The organism is Brevundimonas sp. 'scallop' (assembly GCF_011045535.1).
In the GTDB taxonomy this organism is placed as follows: domain Bacteria; phylum Pseudomonadota; class Alphaproteobacteria; order Caulobacterales; family Caulobacteraceae; genus Brevundimonas; species Brevundimonas vesicularis.
The window spans coordinates 44,137-60,505 of sequence record NZ_CP039382.1 but is presented as its reverse complement, the minus strand read 5'-3'; the positions used below and the strand labels follow the sequence as shown (position 1 = coordinate 60,505).

Annotated in this window: 18 protein-coding genes, 1 tRNA gene and 1 other RNA gene; 10 read left to right on the top strand and 10 right to left on the bottom strand. The window is 67.6% G+C overall.

Annotated elements, in window-relative coordinates:
- Positions 1-57: 57 nt before the first annotated feature.
- A complete protein-coding gene (locus E4341_RS00285) occupies positions 58-681 on the bottom strand; it encodes an SCO family protein (protein ID WP_165113935.1) in 624 nt (207 codons plus the stop codon).
- Positions 682-725: 44 nt separating this feature from the next.
- On the opposite strand from E4341_RS00285, the gene E4341_RS00280 reads away from it, so the two are divergent.
- Together E4341_RS00280 and E4341_RS00275 are read left to right on the top strand one after the other, a co-directional pair.
- Positions 726-2,192, top strand: a complete 1,467-nt coding sequence (locus E4341_RS00280; protein WP_240893585.1) for an ActS/PrrB/RegB family redox-sensitive histidine kinase — start codon at positions 726-728, stop codon at positions 2,190-2,192.
- Between the two features lie 87 nt (positions 2,193-2,279).
- Complete coding sequence (locus E4341_RS00275) at positions 2,280-2,834, top strand: ActR/PrrA/RegA family redox response regulator transcription factor (RefSeq protein WP_165113932.1); 555 nt, start codon at positions 2,280-2,282, stop codon at positions 2,832-2,834.
- 9 nt (positions 2,835-2,843) lie between these two features.
- Here the strand turns inward: E4341_RS00275 and E4341_RS00270 are convergent, their stop codons facing one another.
- From E4341_RS00270 to ffs, 3 genes are all read right to left on the bottom strand, one after another.
- Positions 2,844-4,697 carry a DNA polymerase III subunit gamma/tau gene (locus E4341_RS00270; RefSeq protein ID WP_165113907.1) on the bottom strand — a complete coding sequence of 618 codons (1,854 nt, stop codon included), beginning with the start codon at positions 4,695-4,697 and terminating at the stop codon, positions 2,844-2,846.
- Between the two features lie 97 nt (positions 4,698-4,794).
- Positions 4,795-5,097, bottom strand: a complete 303-nt coding sequence (locus tag E4341_RS00265) for a hypothetical protein (protein ID WP_165113888.1) — start codon at positions 5,095-5,097, stop codon at positions 4,795-4,797.
- 195 nt (positions 5,098-5,292) lie between these two features.
- An RNA gene (gene ffs / locus E4341_RS00260) (signal recognition particle sRNA small type) lies at positions 5,293-5,388 on the bottom strand.
- A gap of 47 nt (positions 5,389-5,435) precedes the next feature.
- On the opposite strand from ffs, the gene nudC reads away from it, so the two are divergent.
- A complete protein-coding gene (gene nudC, locus E4341_RS00255) occupies positions 5,436-6,356 on the top strand; it encodes an NAD(+) diphosphatase (protein WP_165113883.1) in 921 nt (306 codons plus the stop codon).
- Here nudC and E4341_RS00250 read toward each other — a convergent pair.
- Positions 6,353-7,075: a 3-deoxy-manno-octulosonate cytidylyltransferase gene (locus E4341_RS00250; RefSeq protein ID WP_026108498.1), complete on the bottom strand. Its 723-nt coding sequence runs from the start codon at positions 7,073-7,075 to the stop codon at positions 6,353-6,355. The genes nudC and E4341_RS00250 overlap by 4 nt on opposite strands.
- 142 nt (positions 7,076-7,217) lie before the next feature.
- On the opposite strand from E4341_RS00250, the gene E4341_RS00245 reads away from it, so the two are divergent.
- Positions 7,218-7,952, top strand: coding sequence for a cytochrome c family protein (locus E4341_RS00245; protein WP_165113878.1), 735 nt, complete (start codon positions 7,218-7,220; stop codon positions 7,950-7,952).
- Between the two features lie 71 nt (positions 7,953-8,023).
- Here E4341_RS00245 and E4341_RS00240 read toward each other — a convergent pair whose 3' ends face one another.
- The gene (locus E4341_RS00240; protein ID WP_165113871.1) at positions 8,024-8,638 is read right to left on the bottom strand and encodes a malonic semialdehyde reductase; all 615 of its coding nucleotides are present in this window, start codon (positions 8,636-8,638) and stop codon (positions 8,024-8,026) included.
- 157 nt (positions 8,639-8,795) lie between these two features.
- Here E4341_RS00240 and E4341_RS00235 point away from each other — a divergent pair, with 157 nt between their 5' ends.
- Both E4341_RS00235 and recR read left to right on the top strand, forming a co-directional pair.
- Positions 8,796-9,125: a YbaB/EbfC family nucleoid-associated protein gene (locus tag E4341_RS00235; RefSeq protein ID WP_165113867.1), complete on the top strand. Its 330-nt coding sequence runs from the start codon at positions 8,796-8,798 to the stop codon at positions 9,123-9,125.
- Positions 9,125-9,727 carry a recombination mediator RecR gene (gene recR, locus E4341_RS00230; protein WP_091751010.1) on the top strand — a complete coding sequence of 201 codons (603 nt, stop codon included), beginning with the start codon at positions 9,125-9,127 and terminating at the stop codon, positions 9,725-9,727. Before E4341_RS00235 ends, recR begins: the two co-directional genes overlap by 1 nt.
- Before the next feature lie 5 nt (positions 9,728-9,732).
- Here the strand turns inward: recR and E4341_RS00225 are convergent, their stop codons facing one another.
- On the bottom strand, positions 9,733-10,095 hold the full coding sequence (locus tag E4341_RS00225) for a hypothetical protein (protein ID WP_165113863.1): 363 nt from the start codon (positions 10,093-10,095) through the stop codon (positions 9,733-9,735).
- A 120-nt stretch (positions 10,096-10,215) separates the two neighbouring features.
- On the opposite strand from E4341_RS00225, the gene E4341_RS00220 reads away from it, so the two are divergent.
- The 4 genes from E4341_RS00220 (at position 10,216) to E4341_RS00205 (ending at position 13,185) form a co-directional block, all read left to right on the top strand.
- On the top strand, positions 10,216-11,433 hold the full coding sequence (locus E4341_RS00220) for a DNA recombination protein RmuC (protein WP_165113859.1): 1,218 nt from the start codon (positions 10,216-10,218) through the stop codon (positions 11,431-11,433).
- 85 nt (positions 11,434-11,518) lie between these two features.
- Entirely contained in the window at positions 11,519-11,977 is a 459-nt protein-coding gene (locus E4341_RS00215; RefSeq protein ID WP_055754452.1) for a hypothetical protein, read from the top strand.
- Between the two features lie 3 nt (positions 11,978-11,980).
- Positions 11,981-12,178 (top strand): helix-turn-helix transcriptional regulator, encoded by a 198-nt coding sequence (locus tag E4341_RS00210; protein ID WP_165113856.1) that lies wholly within the window; start codon positions 11,981-11,983, stop codon positions 12,176-12,178.
- A 44-nt stretch (positions 12,179-12,222) separates the two neighbouring features.
- The gene (locus E4341_RS00205; RefSeq protein WP_165113853.1) at positions 12,223-13,185 is read left to right on the top strand and encodes a TraB/GumN family protein; all 963 of its coding nucleotides are present in this window, start codon (positions 12,223-12,225) and stop codon (positions 13,183-13,185) included.
- A gap of 47 nt (positions 13,186-13,232) precedes the next feature.
- On the opposite strand, the gene E4341_RS00200 is transcribed toward E4341_RS00205, so the two are convergent.
- From E4341_RS00200 to acs, 3 genes are all read right to left on the bottom strand, one after another.
- Positions 13,233-13,306: transfer RNA gene (locus E4341_RS00200), tRNA-Gly, on the bottom strand.
- Between the two features lie 39 nt (positions 13,307-13,345).
- Entirely contained in the window at positions 13,346-14,341 is a 996-nt protein-coding gene (locus E4341_RS00195; protein WP_165113849.1) for a bile acid:sodium symporter family protein, read from the bottom strand.
- A 68-nt stretch (positions 14,342-14,409) separates the two neighbouring features.
- On the bottom strand, positions 14,410-16,365 hold the full coding sequence (acs, locus tag E4341_RS00190) for an acetate--CoA ligase (protein WP_165113845.1): 1,956 nt from the start codon (positions 16,363-16,365) through the stop codon (positions 14,410-14,412).
- Between the last annotated feature and the right edge of the window lie 4 nt (positions 16,366-16,369).

Here is a 16,369-nt window from a genome sequence, read left to right as displayed (position 1 = left end):
CGTTTGTGCAGGGCAACATATAATGCATCACCCTGCAAAAGGATTATGGGGTCGCTGCTAACCCCGCGCCATCGCCTGTTCGATGATCTTGGTCGTCTTGTCCGGCCCCATTCCATAGGCGACGGCGGTGCGGAACTTTCCGTCCGGGCCCATCAGATAGACGGTCAGGGAGTGGTTCATCGTATAGCCCTCGCCCTCGCCGACCTTCTGATAGAAGGCGCGGTAGGCTTTGGCGGCGGTCGCCACCTGTTCGGGCGTGCCCGTCAGGCCGATGGTTCCCTTGGGAAAGCCGTCGGATGACAGATAGTCCTTCAGCGCCTGGGGCGTGTCGCGTTCAGGGTCAATGCTGACGAAGACGATTTGCAGATTGTCCGCCCTGTCGCCCAGCCGCTGCTGCACCGCGCCCAGCTCGGCCAGGGTGGTCGGGCAGAACTCGGGGCAGTAGGTGAAGCCGAAGAAGACCAGGCTCCATTTGCCGTTCAGCATCGTCTGATCGACGGGTTGTCCATCCTGATTGACCAGTTTGAAGTCGCCGCCGACCAGGGGCTGGCCGGTCGACGTCACCTCGGCGCCGTCCGACGTGGGCGCGCGACCGCTGACCACCACGACGGTGATGATGGCCAGCGCCACGGCGATGGCGATGCAGGCGCCCGCGAACAGCAGGATGGAACGACGCGGCATGACGGCCTCTCACGAAACGGATGTGATCGGTCTATAGAAGGCGTGTGACCTCGACAGAAGCCCGCATGGCGCCGCACCGCGTATCCTCTTCGGAGCCGTTGAACGGCTGGAGCGATGCGCCGCGTCGCGGTCGGGGGTTTTCGCTGCGGACCCTGATCGTTCTGCGCTGGCTGACGATCATCGGCCAGAGCGCGGCGATCCTGACGGCGCATCAGGGGCTGCATTTCCCGCTGCCGCTCTGGCCCTGCCTGATCGTGATCGCCATCAGCGCGGCTGTGAATGTGGGGGCCATGGCGCGCGTGCGCCGGCTGGAGGCCAGCCTGCCGGACGGGCGCACAACGGCGATCCACCTGGGCTTCGACATTTTCCAGCTGGGCGTGCTGCTGGGTCTGACCGGCGGGCTGGAGAACCCGTTCTGCCTGCTGCTGGTCGCGCCCGTCACCATCGCGGCGGCGGCCCTGCCGGCGCGTCAGGCCCTGATGCTGGGCGTGCTGGCCCTGATCGCGGTCGGGGTGCTGTTCTTCTGGTCCGAGCCCCTGCCCTGGCGACCGCACGAGAACTTCCACCTGCCGACGCTTTATCGCCTCGGCATGGCCATGGCCCTGGTGACCGGCGTGGTCTTCACCGCCGGCTATGCCTGGCGGGTGGCGGCCGATGCGGAGAAGCTGGAACTGGCCCTGGCGACCACCCAGGACGTGCTGCAACGCGAACAGAGGCTGGCGGCGCTGGGCGGACTGGCGGCGGCGGCGGCGCACGAACTGGGAACGCCGCTGGCGACCATTCAGGTGGTGGCCAAGGAGCTTCAGCGCGCCTCCGCCCCCGACAGCGACGCGGCCGAGGACGCGGCCCTGATCCTGCAACAGGCCGAACGGTGCCGGGGCATCCTGACCCAGCTGTCGCAGCAGCCCGAGGGCGACGACGCTTTGTATGCCGACGTGTCGCTGAAGGCGCTGCTGGAAGAGGTGGTGGAGCCGCACCGGGGCTTCGACCTGGCCTTTGATGTGCTGGTCAAGACGCCGCCGGGTCAGCCCGCTCCGCGCGTGCGCCGGATGCCGGAGGTGATCCACGGCCTGTCCACCCTGGTCGAGAACGCCGCCGATTTCGCCAAGACCACGGTGCGGGTCCAGGCGGTGGTGGACGCCGGCTGGATCGAGATCGAGATCCTGGACGACGGGCCGGGCTTTGCGGGGGACATCCTGCCCCGGCTGGGCGAGCCCTATGTGACCAGTCGGCCGCAGGGCAAGGCGCGCCAGGCCCTGGCCGCCCAGATCGCCACCGCCGCCAGACCCTCCAAGCCTCGCGCAACTGTCGAGCCGCCCATCGCCCCCAGCCAAGGCGGCATGGGGCTGGGCTTCTTCATCGCCCGCACCCTGCTGGAACGAACCGGCGGGTCGGTCAGCGTGGGCCAGGGCCTGCCGCAATCGGACGCCCAGACCGAGACACGGGCCGCGCCCCGCGGCGCGCGCGTGGCGGTGCGCTGGGCGCGGCCGGCGCTGGAGGTCGCGGCATGAGGCGATTGGGTCGAAGCGTCGCAGGCGGAACCTTGGCCTTGACCCGCGCGCTACCCGTCCCGACTTGAAGCGGCAGGAGAGAAACGCATGTCAGAACTCGAAGCCCGCATCGCCGCCCTGCCCGACAAGTCCCTGCTGCTGCTGGATGACGATCAGGCCCTGCGCACCCGCATGGGGCGGGCGCTGGAAGCGCGCGGTTTTCAGGTGACGACCGCTGAATCCGTCGCCGAGGCGATGCAGTTGCTGCGCGACAAGGCGCCGGCCTTCGCCGTGCTGGACATGCGGCTTGAGGACGGCAACGGCCTGAAGATCGTCGAGGCGGTGCGTGAGAAGCGCGAGGACGCCCGCATCGTCATGTTGACCGGCTACGGCGCCATCGCCACGGCGGTCGCGGCGGTCAAGGCCGGCGCCGTCGACTATCTGTCCAAGCCCGCCGATGCCGACGATGTGGTCAAGGCCCTGCTCGCCACCGGCGATTCGCCTGAACCGCCCGAAAACCCGATGAGCGCTGACCGCGTGCGCTGGGAGCATATCCAGCGCGTCTATGAGCTGTGCGACCACAATGTCTCGGAGACGGCGCGCCGCCTGGGCATGCATCGCCGCACCCTGCAACGCATCCTGGCCAAGCGCGCGCCGCGGTAGGCCGAACCCTCAATCCTCGTCGTCGTCCTCGACCACGTCGGGGATTTCCGGGGTGACCACGGTCGGGGCGATGGTCTTGATCTCGCCCAGCTTCGCGCCGGGGAAGGCCTGGAGCACCGCCTGGACAAAGGGATTGGCCTCGACCTCGGCGCGTTCGGCGGCGCGGGCCTTTTTCTGGATCTCGATGACCGTCTCGGTCCCGCCCTGGCCATTGGCGGCGATCAGCCAGGTGCGACCAGTCCATTCGCGCAGGCGGGCCGACAGCTTGCGCGCCAGTTCGATGGGCGCGCCCTGGACGCTTTCATAGACGATGGCGCCGGGCTTGAACGAGACCGGCTTCACATACCGCTCCACATCCATCTGAAGTCCGACCTCGCGCTTCTCGCCGATCAGGGCGACGACCTGTTCGAAGGTCTGCGGATCGGGCAGGGCAGGCGCCATCACCGGCCGCGCGGCCAGCTGCGCCGAAGTTCCGCCGCCGCTTCCACCACCGCCACCGCCACCACGCGGGGCGGAGCCGCCCCCCATCGGTTCACCGGACTGCAGCCGCTTCAGCGCCTCCTCCGGTCCCGGCAGGTCGGCGGCGTAGGCCAGGCGCACGATGGCCATTTCCACCGCATCGGCCGGATTGGGCGCGCGCCGCACCTCGTCCAGCGCCTTCAGCAGCATCTGCCAGGTGCGCGACAGGGTCGCCGCCGGAATGGCCGCGCCCAGGGCCGCCAGCTTCTGCGCCTGATCGTTGGGCAGGCGCGTCGCGTTCGGACCCAGCATCTTGGCGACCGAGGCGGCGTGGCAATGTTCCAACAGGTCGTTTGTCACCTGCACCGGATCGGCGCCGAAGCCGTACAGGGTGCGGAAACTCTCCAGCGCCTCGGGCGTGCGGCCGGCCATGACGCTTTCGAACAGGGCGATGGTCTGGGTGCGGTCGGCCAGGCCCAGCATGTCGCGCACCGTCTCGGTCTTGACCGTCTCGCCGCGCTCGGCCTGGACCAAGGCCTGGTCCAGCAGCGACAGGCCGTCGCGCACCGATCCCTCGGCCGCGCGCGAGATCAGGGCCAGCGCGTCGTTCTCGATCTTCATGCCTTCGCGGTCTGCGATCCGGCCCAGATGCTCGACCAGGATTTCCGGCTCGACACGACGCAGGTCGAAGCGCTGACAGCGGCTCAGGATCGTCACCGGCACCTTGCGGATCTCGGTGGTGGCGAAGATGAATTTGGCGTGGGGGGGCGGCTCTTCCAGCGTCTTGAGCAGGGCGTTGAACGCCTGCGTCGACAGCATGTGGACCTCGTCCAGCACATAGACCTTGTAGCGCGCCTCGACGGGCGCATAGCGGACGCTTTCCAGAATGTCGCGGATGTCGTTGACGCCGGTGTGCGACGCCGCGTCCATCTCCATCACATCCATATGCTGGCCGGCCATGATGGCGGCGTCGTGCCGGCCGTGGGCGGTCAGGGTCAGCGACGGCTTGTCGATGACGTCTGTTTCGTTGTTCAGGGCGCGGGCCAACAGGCGGGCGGTGGTCGTCTTGCCGACGCCGCGCACGCCCGTCAGCATGAAGGCGTGGGCGATGCGGCCCGTGGCGAAGGCGTTGGTCAGGGTGCGCACCATCGCCTCCTGACCGATCAGATCCTCGAAGGTGCGCGGCCGGTATTTGCGCGCCAGCACCTGATAGGCGGCGCCGTCATCGACGTGAGCCGCGAGTTCGGCAGGGGCGGGCTTGGCGACGGGGGCGGCAGCGGGCGTAACGACCGGCTCGGGCGCCGCGGCAGGCGCGCCGAACATGTCATTGGTGTTCTCGTCGCGCGGGGCGACGTCGTCCTCTTCCCAGGGCGGGCCGTCGAGATTCGTGTCGCTGTCCGTCATGGGGAGAAGTCTTACAGCGGGTGAGGTCCGCAGCGAAGCGGCCGTTCGTCCAAAAGGCTGGATTATCTCGGATCGAAAGCTCGACCCTGGGACTGGGTCATGCAGGCAAGTCCATCAGCCGCACGTGCTGGTACCCTCGCGTCTGCAAGTCCTTCAGGATTCCAACCACGTCGGTGTACCGATTGGATGCTTTCGGCTCGACGTAGATCGGGTTCCTGACATCGAGGCCCATTTCGTACAGGCGACGACCGATTTCACTTACGGAAGTACGTTGAGATTTTTCGCCGTTGTACGTCGAAATCTGGACGGTTCCGTCAGGGTTGAGATCGATCTGAGCGCCGTTTGTCTGAAGCGCCGTGTCGTAACAGCCCATCGTCCGGTAGACGCTGAACCCCGTCAACTGCGGTCGCGGCTCTGCGGGCGCCGATCCACAGGCGCACAACCCCAACAATCCAAGGAGCCATACAGGTCTCATAGGACGACGTTCGCAGAAGTTGTGGCGTATCACAACCGTCTGCCCTTGGCGTTCAAAAAATGGCGCGCCAAACGCGCTCGAGCAGCGAGCCGCCGTGCGGCGAGCGCTAGCGCAAAAAAGAGGAAGTAGAGACCGCGACCCGAAGGGGAATTCGTTGTGGCTGCTGCCTTCCGGCCCTGACCAGATTGGCGAAACCTTCGCCCGCGATCTCCAAGCGGAGATATGACGGGTGCGGCGGTTGGAATCAAGAGCTACAAACCCGCATGGCCCATCAGAACACCTTCGCCGGCAATCCGCTCGATCGGGCCGGGGACCTGAGGAATGATCCCGACTGGCTGGCCGAGCAGGCCGCCAAGCCCTACGCCCAGGCCCTGGTGCTCTGGGAAGGGCGGCTGCTGATCGAGGAGACGGGCGAGGGGCCGAGGCTGGCGTGGCTGCAGATGCGCCATGCGCGCGCTCTGGTGCGCGATCGCGAGGCCTTTCTGGGCCTGTGGAACGACGAACCCGTCTTCGCCATCGAGTTCGAAGGCTCCATCGATCCGACCGACGGGCCGCTGGCCGGGCTGGGCGCCTTTCACGACTTGCGGGCGGCGGCGGCGATCCTGCCAGCGGCGGATGCGGCGATCGCGGGCGGGGCCAAGAGCCTGTTCGACTGGCGCCGCAAACACGGCTTCTGCGCCAACTGCGGCACGCTGAGCGAGACGGCGTCGGGCGGCTGGAAGCGGATCTGCCGGGCCTGCTCGACCGAGCATTTCCCGCGCGTCGATCCGGTCACAATCATGCTGCCGGTCTATAAGGGCGGGGCAGAGCCCATCTGCCTGCTGGGCCGGCAGGCGGCCTGGCCTGCCGGACGAATGTCGGCCCTGGCCGGGTTCCTGGAACCGGGCGAATCCATCGAGGAGGCCTGCGCCCGCGAGGTGAAGGAAGAGGCCGGCCTGACCGTGATCGCCACGGCCTATCACTCCAGCCAACCCTGGCCCTTTCCGTCGCAACTGATGATCGGCCTGATCGCGGAGGTGTCGGACGATCAGGCGCAACCGGACCAGACGGAACTGGAAGCCGTCGCCTGGCTGACGCGGGCCGAAGCGCGCGCCGTGCTGGCAGGCGAGCATCCGAGCATTCAGGCCCCGCCGCCCTTCGCCATCGCCCACAGCCTGATCAAGGCCTGGGTCGACGAGGTCTAGGCTAGCGCCCGCGCCGCCTCCAGGTCGGCGGGATTGTCGACGGACAGGGGGGCTTCGTCGATGACGGCGGCCCAGATCTGCATGCCCATTTCCAGGGCGCGCAGCTGTTCCAGCTTCTCGCGTTTTTCCAGCGGCGACGGCGGCGCGGCGCAGAAGCGGTTCAGCGCTTCACGGCGATAGCCATAGACGCCGATGTGGCGCCAGACGGGGGCGTCGCCGTACAGGGTCGAGCGCGTGAAATAGAGGGCGCGCGCCTGACGTTCGCCTTCGCCCAGGGCCAGCACCGCCTTGACCACGTCGGGATTGGTCCGGTCCGACGCCTCGGCCTCGGCGGCGACCAGGGTGGCGATGTCGCAGGTCGGCTCGCCGTGCAGAATGGCGGCGCAGGCGACGGCCAGACCGGGGCTGGCGAAGGGCATGTCGCCCTGAACGTTGATGACGGCGTCGAAATCGCCCTCGGGGTCGATGGCGTCCACGGCGGCGCGAATGCGGTCCGAGCCCGACGGCAGGGCCGGGTCGGTCAGGACGGCGCGGCCGCCTGCGGCTTCCACCGCCTCGACGATCTCGGGATCGCCGGCGGCGACCACGACCGGCAGGCCCGAGGCCTCGGCCTGACGATAGGCGCGCACGATCATCGGCGTGTCGCCGATCAGGGCCAGCGGCTTGTTCGGCAGGCGGGTGGCGGCCATGCGAGCCGGTATCATTATCAACGGATTCATCGACTTCCCTGACGCCTGTCTGGCCCGTCGCGCGTTGGGCCGGTTGCGAAGGCGGCGCTACCGTGCCAGAGACGCCAAAGCAAGATTATGTCCGGGGCGTGTTTTCGAGGGGCCCGGCCGGCAGAGGGAAACGACCAGGCGTATGAGCGGCGATCTTAAGTGGAACAAGATTTTCGGCGCGGCTCTGGGGACGGCGTTCGTCATCCTGGTCGTCCAGCAGGCCTCGGGCCTCGTCTATCATTCGGAAGCCCCCGAAAAGATGGGCTATTTCGTCGATGCGCCCGAAGAGGCCGCCGGCGGTGAAGCCGCTGAACTGGCGCCCGACTGGGGCACGGTCCTGCCGACCGCCGATCTGGCCGCCGGCGAGGCCGCCTTCGCACGTTGCCAGGCCTGCCATGACGCGCACCAGGGCGGCGCCGACAAGATCGGTCCGAACCTGTGGGGCGTGGTCGGCGGGCCGGTCATGCACCGTCCGGGCTTCGCCTATTCCGACGCCATGGCCAAGCACAAGGCCGAGGCGCCGACCTGGGGCTATGACCAGATCAACAGCTTCATCACGGCCCCCGCCAAATATGTGCCCGGCACCAAGATGTCCTTCGCCGGCATCCGCGACACCCAGACGCGCATCAATCTGATCGCCTGGCTGCGCACTCAGGGCTCGGGCGGCTTCGCCATCCCGGCGCCGGATCCCACCCGTCAACCTGGCGCGGCCGCGCCGGCCGCCGACGCGCCTGCGACGGGCGAAGCCCCGGTGACCGAAGGCGCCGCCGCGACCGAAGCGACCGGGACCACCCCGGCCGCCGGCGCCCCCGCCGCGTCTCAGGCGACCCCGGCGGCCCCGCCTGCCGCGACGGCGTCTGCGCCGCCCAACACCTGATCGTTCCGGCGATGAACGACAAAAGGGCGGCCGACGGGCCGCCCTTCTTCGTTTCGGGCTGAGCGCTCGGCTCAGAGGATCTGCGCGGCCTCGTCGAACGACAGGCGCGGCGAGCGCGCAAACAAGTTCTCGTCCGAGCCATAGCCGAGGTTGAGGATATAGTTCGGCTCGACATTGCTGTCGGGGAAGAACTCGGCCTTCACGCCGGCGGGGTCGAAACCGGACATCGGCCCGACATCCAGGCCCAGCGCGCGGGCGGCGATGGTGAGATAGCCGCCCTGCAGCGAGGCGTTGCGGAAGGCGGTCTCGCGCCGGCCGGCCTCGTCTGCGAACCAGGCCTTGGCGCCTGGCGCGTGGGGGAATAGGGCGTCGAGGTGGTCGTGGAAGTCCATGTCCTGACCGACGATCACCGTCACCGGGGCCTGCTGCGTCTTGTCGCGATTGCCTTCGCTCATCAGCGGGATGAGGCGGGCCTTGGCCTCGGGCGAGGTGATGAAGACGAAGCGGGCGGGCGATCCGTTGACCGCCGTGGGCCCGAACTTGGTCAGGTCATACAGCCTGCGCAGCAGTTCCGGCGCGACGGGGCGGTCAGTCCAGCCGTTGCGCGTGCGCGCCTCGGTGAACAATTGCGACAGGGCGGCGTCCGACAGCGGGACGTCGCGTTGATGACTAGCGTCATAGGCCATGGGAATGCGTTCCTGACTTAAATAGCAACGAGTACAGGTGCTAATTAGGGTGTTTCGCAACAGCCGCAAGCGCCAATCCCGAAAGACTGGGTTTCGATATCACGCACCGAGCACAACCCCTCTGTCGCCCGGGCTTTGTTCGCCCTATCTAGAGGGCATGAAAGATCTGACCCAACTGATGCAGCAGGCCCAGGCGATGCAGCAAAAGCTGCAGGACGCCCAGGCCAGGATGGCTGAAACGACCGCCGAAGGTTCCTCCGGCGGCGGCCTCGTCTCGGTGTCCCTGAAGGGCCCTGGCGAGATTACGGCCATCAAGATCGACGACAGTCTGCTGACGCCGGGCGAGGGCGAGATACTGGCCGATCTGATCGTCGCCGCCCATGCCGACGCCAAGCGCAAGCTGGATGAGCAGAACAACGCCCTGATGCGCGAGGCCGCAGGCCCCATGGCCGGGATGAACATTCCCGGAATGCCGAAACTGTTCTGATGGCCGCCTCCGCCGGGCCGGAGATCGAACGGCTGATCTCCCTTCTCGCCAAACTGCCGGGTTTGGGCCCACGCTCGGCGCGGCGTGCGGCGCTGGCTCTATTGAAGCGGCGCGAGCAGTTGCTGGTGCCGCTGGCGGCGTCGCTGGCCGAGACGGCGGAAAAGGTCGTGTCGTGCTCGGTTTGCGGCGCGCCGGATACGCGCGACCCCTGCGCCATCTGTTCGGACGGATCGCGAGACAATGGTCTGATCTGCGTGGTCGAAGAGGCCGGCGCCCTGTGGGCGATGGAGCGATCCGGCGCCTTTCGCGGCAAGTACCATGTGCTTGGCGGCCTGCTGTCCGCTCTGGACGGTGTCGGACCCGAGCATCTGCGGGTCACCGAACTGGTCGGGCGTGTGAGGGGCGGGGGCGTGCGCGAGGTCGTGCTGGCCCTGCCGGCCACGGTCGATGGCCAGACGACCGCCCACTATGTCGCCGAGCGGATCGCCGGGCCGGATGTGGAGATCACCTCGCTGGCGCGCGGAGTGCCAGTCGGCGGCGAACTGGACTGGCTGGACGACGGCACCATCGTCCAGGCCCTTCGCGCCCGCCGCCCGGCCTGACGGAGTTAGTTCGAAGGAACCGTCGGGGCGTTGACGTTCGGCGCTTCGCCCGTCGGTGTGGCGACGGCGCGGCCCGTCGAATCCGTTGGCGCGTCGGCGGCCTGCGGCGTCTGGCTGTCGCCCGCGAACGCCTGGGTCTCGGCGGCGGCGGCCTCAGGACCCGTCTCAGCGTTCTTGGCGTTGAAAGCGCCGTTGGTCACGAACCACAGTCCCAACAGCAGCACCGCGGCGGCGAGGGTCGAAACCGCCAGGATGACGGCGATGCGCGGGTTCTTACGGCCGCTGCGCACCAGTTCGGCGTCGACCGGCCGGCCGTCGTGCACCGCATCGGCGGCGGTGTCGTGTCGGTGGGGCTTTTCCGGGGTCATGGGCGGGTCCTTCGTGCAAATGGCTGAGACACCAACGTCATCGCAACGGCGACGTTCCGGACAAGCGGCGCCGGAAGGGCCCCGCTTCTCATTGAAGGCGACTCTCGCTAGGAACGGAGCATGAACATGCTTGTGCTGATCCTCGCTGTCCTAGCCGCCGCCTTCGCGGGTGGTTTTCTGTGGGCCTATATGGGCTGGCAGAAGACGAGCGGCGCGCTGGCGGCGGCCGAGGCGCGCATCGATCTGGTCGAGGAAAGCCGTGTGACCATGGGCGAACTGCTCAAGGCCCAGGCGGCGCAGTCGGCCCAGGTGGTGGCGGATCAGATGGTCAGTCGCGCGACCGAGACCTTCCGCGCCCAGGACCAGCTGGCGCGCGAGCGGATGGCCGCCCAGCTGAAACCTGTCGCCGACACCCTGACCAAGTTCCAAGAGCATGTCGCCGCGCTGGAGAAGACGCGGTCCGAAGAGACCGGGGGCCTGCGCGAGCAACTGGCCCAGCTGATGACGGCCTCGTCCGCCACGCGCGACGAGGCGCGCAAACTCACCGAGGCCTTGCGCGGCAATACGGGCCGTCGCGGCCGCTGGGGCGAGCAGACCTGCCGCAACGTTCTGGAGGCCGCCGGCATGGCGGGGCGGTTCGACTTCACCGAACAGACCTCCAGCGCTGACGACGAGGGGCGCCAGAACCGGCCCGACTTCATCGTCCGCCTTCCCGGCGGCGGCATGTTCGTTATCGACGCCAAGGTCCCGTTGGCCTTCGACGACGGGGAGGGCGACGAAGAGGCGCGCGCCCGCTCGGTCGGTCTGCGCACCGCCGCTAGCCTGAAGACCCATGTGCGCCAGCTGTCGTCCAAGGCGTATCAGGACCAGTTCAAGCCCAGCCCCGATTTCGTCGTCCTGTTCGTGCCCGGCGATGCGTTCCTGGTCACGGCGCTGGACCATGAGCCGGACCTGATGACCCAGGCGATGGCCTCGCGCGTCGTCATCGTCACGCCCTCGACCCTGTTCGCCCTGTGCAAGGCCGTCGCCTATGGCTGGCGCGCGGAAGAGCAGGCGACCAACGCCGACAAGGTCGCCGCCCTGGGCCGCGAACTCTACAAGCGGCTGTCGGTCATGGGCGGTCATGCCTCCGCCGTCGGGCGCGCGCTGGATACAGCCGTCGGCAAATACAATCAGTTCGTCGGTTCGCTCGAAAGCCAGGTCATGGTCTCGGCTCGCCGGTTCGAGGATTTGCAGGTCGATCACGAGGGCAAGGCCTTGCCGGATTTGACGCCGGTTGAAACGGCGCCCCGCGCCATCGCCCGTCCCGAACTGATCTCCGCCGCCAAGGTCGAGTAGGGCCTCTTTCTGTGGAAAGGGCGCTTGACAGGCCCTGAGACGTGATGTCAATGTAACTTGTCAATAGGACAAGGGGTGTTGACTGATGCGCAAGTGGCGGCCGGTAATCAAGGCGACGGTGATCACGTTCGGCGGCGGCCTGCTGTTCGCCTTCCTCGGCGGCATCGCGGTCGGCTACGCCTCGAGTTCGGGATGGATCGCGCCCGAGATGGGCGAACTGATCGTGACCGCAGTCTTCGCCGCCGCCATCATGGCCGGCGCCCTGTGGATCGGCGCCGAATGGATGCGCGTGATCGACGAGGCCGCGCGTGAGGCGCACAAGGCGGCCTGGTACTGGGGCGGCACGGCCGGCATGTGCGTCAGCGGCGTCGCCCTGATCCTGTCCTCGGCTGGGCCGTGGCGCGACATTATCGCGCGCGAGATCGGCTCGGGCGGTTCGCCCATCGATTACGTGTCCGCCGGCGCCGCCTTGATGATCGCTCCCATGCTGATCGGATACACCGTCGTCTGGGCGTGGTGGTGGCTGGCGCGGATGCGGGGCTGACCCATGAACAATCGTCTCAAGGTCCTGCGCGCCGAGCGCGACTGGAGCCAGGCGCAGCTGGCCGAACATCTGGGCGTGTCGCGCCAGACCGTGAACGCGCTGGAGACCGGCCGTTACGACCCCTCCCTGCCGCTGGCTTTCAAGATCGCCCGCGTCTTCGGACAGCCCATCGAAGCCATCTTCTCGGACGATCAGGCCTGATCCGTCCTTCTTCTCCTTCATTTTCGACAACAACGAGACCTCTCATGACCTTCACCGATCGCCTTCTGTCGTCCGTTTCCAGCCTGGCGCGCGGCGCCGTGGGCGTCGCCGGCGGCCTGGCGCTATTCGTCGCCATCGCCGGCGTCCCAGCCGACGCCTTGGCCCAGACCGCCGCGCCTGCCGCCCCTGCGCCGATCCAAGGCGAAGGTCCCGCTCTGTGGGTGGTCAAGGATGCGGACTCGACGCTCTATCTGTTCGGCTCGGTCCATGTGCTTCGCCCGACGACCGGATGGGCCAGCCCCCGCGTCGAGGCCGCCTTCGACAGCGCCTCGGACATCTGGTTCGAGATCAGCAATCCGGATGACCAGGCCGCCATCATGCCGCTGATCCAGCAGCACGGTCTGTCGCCCGAGACGCCCCTGTCCAGCCGCCTGACGTCGGAAGAAAACGCCGAACTGGATGCGGCCGCCAAGGCCATGGGCGCCTCCGCCGCCCAGCTTCAGCCGATGAAGCCCTGGCTGGCGGCGCTCAGCCTGTCGGTCGCGCCGCTGATCAAGGCCGGCTACGACCCCAAGTCGGGCGTCGAACTGGTGTTGAAGGCGCGCGCCGAGGCGGCCGGCAAGCCGATCCACGGCTTCGAGACCATCGACAAACAGGTCGGCATCCTGGCCGGCATGCCCGACGACGTGCAACTGGTCTTCCTGCGCGAGACGCTGAAGGACTACGAGAACGCGGCCACCAAGCTGGATGAAATGGTCGAGGCCTGGGCCAAGGGCGACGTCGCGACGCTGGACCGCGTCACGATCACGGAAATGAAGGAAGCCTCGCCGGCGCTGTATCAGGCCGTTCTGGTCGATCGGAATACCGACTGGGCCAACCAGATCCAAACCCTGCTCGAAGGCTCCGGCACTGCCTTCATCGCCGTCGGCGCCGCCCACCTGACCGGCGACGACAGCGTCCAGGCCATCCTGCAAAAGCGCGGCGTGACGGTCGAGGCGGCGAAATGAAAACGGAATGAAGGCGCGGCGGCAACGTCGCGCCTTCGCCGATCGGCTGGAGCGGGCAGCGGGAATCGAACCCGCACGAAAAGCTTGGGAAGCTTTCAGGCTACCACTACATCATGCCCGCGATGGCCTGAGGCCGGTCTATCCCAAGGCTGAACGGCGCTCAAGGTAAGACCAGACTCCGGGCGCGCGCTTCATTCTCTCGCGCATAGCGCTGGGCGATGATGGTGCAGGCGAACAGCTGGATCTGGTGGAACAGCATGATCGGCAGGACGATCAGCGGCACGGCGTGACCGGCGAACAGGATGCCGGCCATGGGGATGCCGGTGGCCATGCTCTTCTTGGAGCCGCAGAACAGGATGACGATCCGATCGGGCCGGTCGAACTTCAGCGCGCGGCCGGCGAACAGAGTCAGGGTCAGGACGATGGCCAGCAGGGCGATGTTGAGGCCAATGACCTTGGCCAGATCCAGCGGCGCGACCTGGGACCAGACGCCGGCGACGACGCCCTCGCTGAAGGCGGCGTAGACGATCAGCAGGATGGAGCCGCGGTCGACCAGGCCGGTCAGTTTGGCGTGGCGGGTCAGCCAGTCCTTCAGCAGCGGGCGGCACAGCTGGCCCATGGCGAAGGGGGCCAGGATCTGCAGACCGATGTCGAGGATGGACTGCAGATGGATGCCGCCATTGGCGCCGCCGATCAGCAGGGCGACCAGCAGCGGCGTCACGATCACGCCCAGCAGGTTCGACAGGCTGGCGCTGGTCAGGGCGCCCGCGACATTGCCGCCGGCGATGGAGGTGAAGGCGATGGACGACTGCACCGTGGACGGCAGCAGGCACAGATACAGCATCCCGGTCAGCAGATCGGGCTGAAGCGACCCCCGCATCAGGAAGACCAGCCCAAGCCCCAACAGCGGAAACAGCAGGAACGTCGACAGGAAGACCGTGCCCTGAAGCCGCCAGTGCATCAGGCCGGCCCCGATGGCCGCCGGCGACATTCGCGCGCCATACAGAAAGAACAGCAGGGCGATGGCGGCCTTGACTACCCCGTCCATGACGACGGCCGCCTGTCCGCTGGCGGGAAACAGCGCCGCCAGGATCACCATGCCGATCAGGGCCAGCAGATAGCCGTCGATCGGCAGGCGGGACAGGAAACGAGGCATGGACGGCTCAGGCTGCGGCGGGGTGACGCACAGATAGGCGCATCAGCCCCCGCATTGAACCCGCGTCTTCAGGCCCCGGCGCGGTTCTTGACCAGATCGTCTACGACCGACGGGTCGGCCAGGGTCGAGGTGTCGCCCAGCGCGCCGATCTCGTTCTCGGCGATCTTGCGAAGGATGCGCCGCATGATCTTGCCCGACCGGGTCTTGGGCAGGCCCGGCGCCCACTGGATTACGTCGGGGGCGGCTATAGGGCCGATCTCGTGACGGACGTGGGCGACCAGCGCCTTTCTCAGATCTTCGGTCGCCTCGGCGCCCTTGTTCAGGGTGACATAGGCGTAGATGCCCTGGCCCTTGATGTCGTGCGGATAGCCGACCACCGCCGCCTCGGCGACATCGTCGTGCAGGACGAGCGCGCTCTCGACCTCGGCCGTGCCCATCCGGTGGCCGGACACGTTGATGACGTCGTCCACCCGGCCGGTGATCCAGTAATAGCCATCCTCATCCCGGCGGCAGCCGTCGCCGGTGAAATAGCGGCCCGGATAGGTCGAGAAATAGGTGTCGAAGAAGCGCTGGTCGTCGCCATAGACGGTACGCATCTGGCCCGGCCAGCTGTCGGTGATGCACAGATTGCCGGAAACGGCGCCCTCCAGGGGCTGGCCCTCGGCGTCCACGATCTGAAGCTCGACGCCGGGCAGGGGCAGGGTCGCCGAGCCGGGTTTCAGGTCGGTGGCGCCGGGAAGCGGCGTGATCAGATGGCCGCCCGTCTCGGTCTGCCACCAGGTGTCCACGATGGGGCAACGGCCGTCGCCGACCATCTCGTGATACCAGCGCCAGGCCTCCGGGTTGATCGGTTCGCCAACGGTTCCCAGCAGACGCAGCGAGGCGCGCGAAGAGGCCTTCACCGGCGCATCGCCTTCCCGCATCAGGGCGCGCAGGGCCGTGGGGGCGGTGTAGAAGATCTCGACCTTGTGCTTGTCCACCACCTGCCAGAAGCGGCCGGCGTCGGGATAGTTGGGGACGCCCTCGAACATCAGGGTCGTCGCCGCATTCGCGAGCGGCCCATAAACCATATAGGAGTGGCCCGTGACCCAGCCGACGTCGGCGGTGCACCAGAAGACCTCGCCGGGGCGATAGTCGAAGACGATCTCGTGCGTCCAGGCGGCCCAGAACAGATAGCCGCCCGTGGTGTGCAGCACGCCCTTGGGCTTGCCCGTCGAGCCGGAGGTGTAAAGGATAAACAGCGGATCCTCGGCGTTCATCGGCTCGGGCGGGCAGTCAGCGTCGGCCTTGGCGGCCTCCAGCCCATAGTCGAAGTCGCGGCCCTCGATCATCGGCACGTCGGCGCCGGTGCGGCGGATGACCAGGACGGTATCGACCTTCACCTTCGTCAGGGCCTCGTCGACATTGGCCTTTAGCGGAATGTGCTTGCCGCCGCGCAGGCCCTCGTCGGCGGTTATGACCAGGTTGGAGCCGCAGTCCTCGATCCGGCCGCACAGGCTGTCGGGCGAGAAGCCTCCGAAGACGACCGAATGCACCGCGCCGATGCGCGCGCATGCCAGCATGGCGTAGGCGGCCTCGGGGATCATGGGCAGATACAGGGTGATCCGGTCGCCCTTCTTGGCCCCGTGCGCCTTCAGCACATTGGCCATGCGGCACACCTCGGCGTGCAGTTCGCCGAAGGTGATGTGGCGGCTGTCGGCGGGATCGTCGCCTTCCCAAATGATCGCCGTCTCGTCCTCGCGGTGGGGCAGGTGCCGGTCGATGCAGTTCGCCGAGACGTTCAGGACGCCGTCCTCGAACCAGCGAATACGGAAGTCTTGCTTATTGAAGGAGACGTCCTTGATCCGGGTCGGCGGCGTGATCCAGTCCAGACGCTTTGCCTGTTCGGCCCAGAAGGCGTCGGGCGTCTCGCGCGCGGCGATCCGCGCCGCCTCATACGTTTCCCGGTCCATGTGGGCCTTGTCGGCCCAGTCGGCAGGGACGGGATAGAGAGCGGGATCAGGCACGCGAGACGTCTCCGGCATCAAA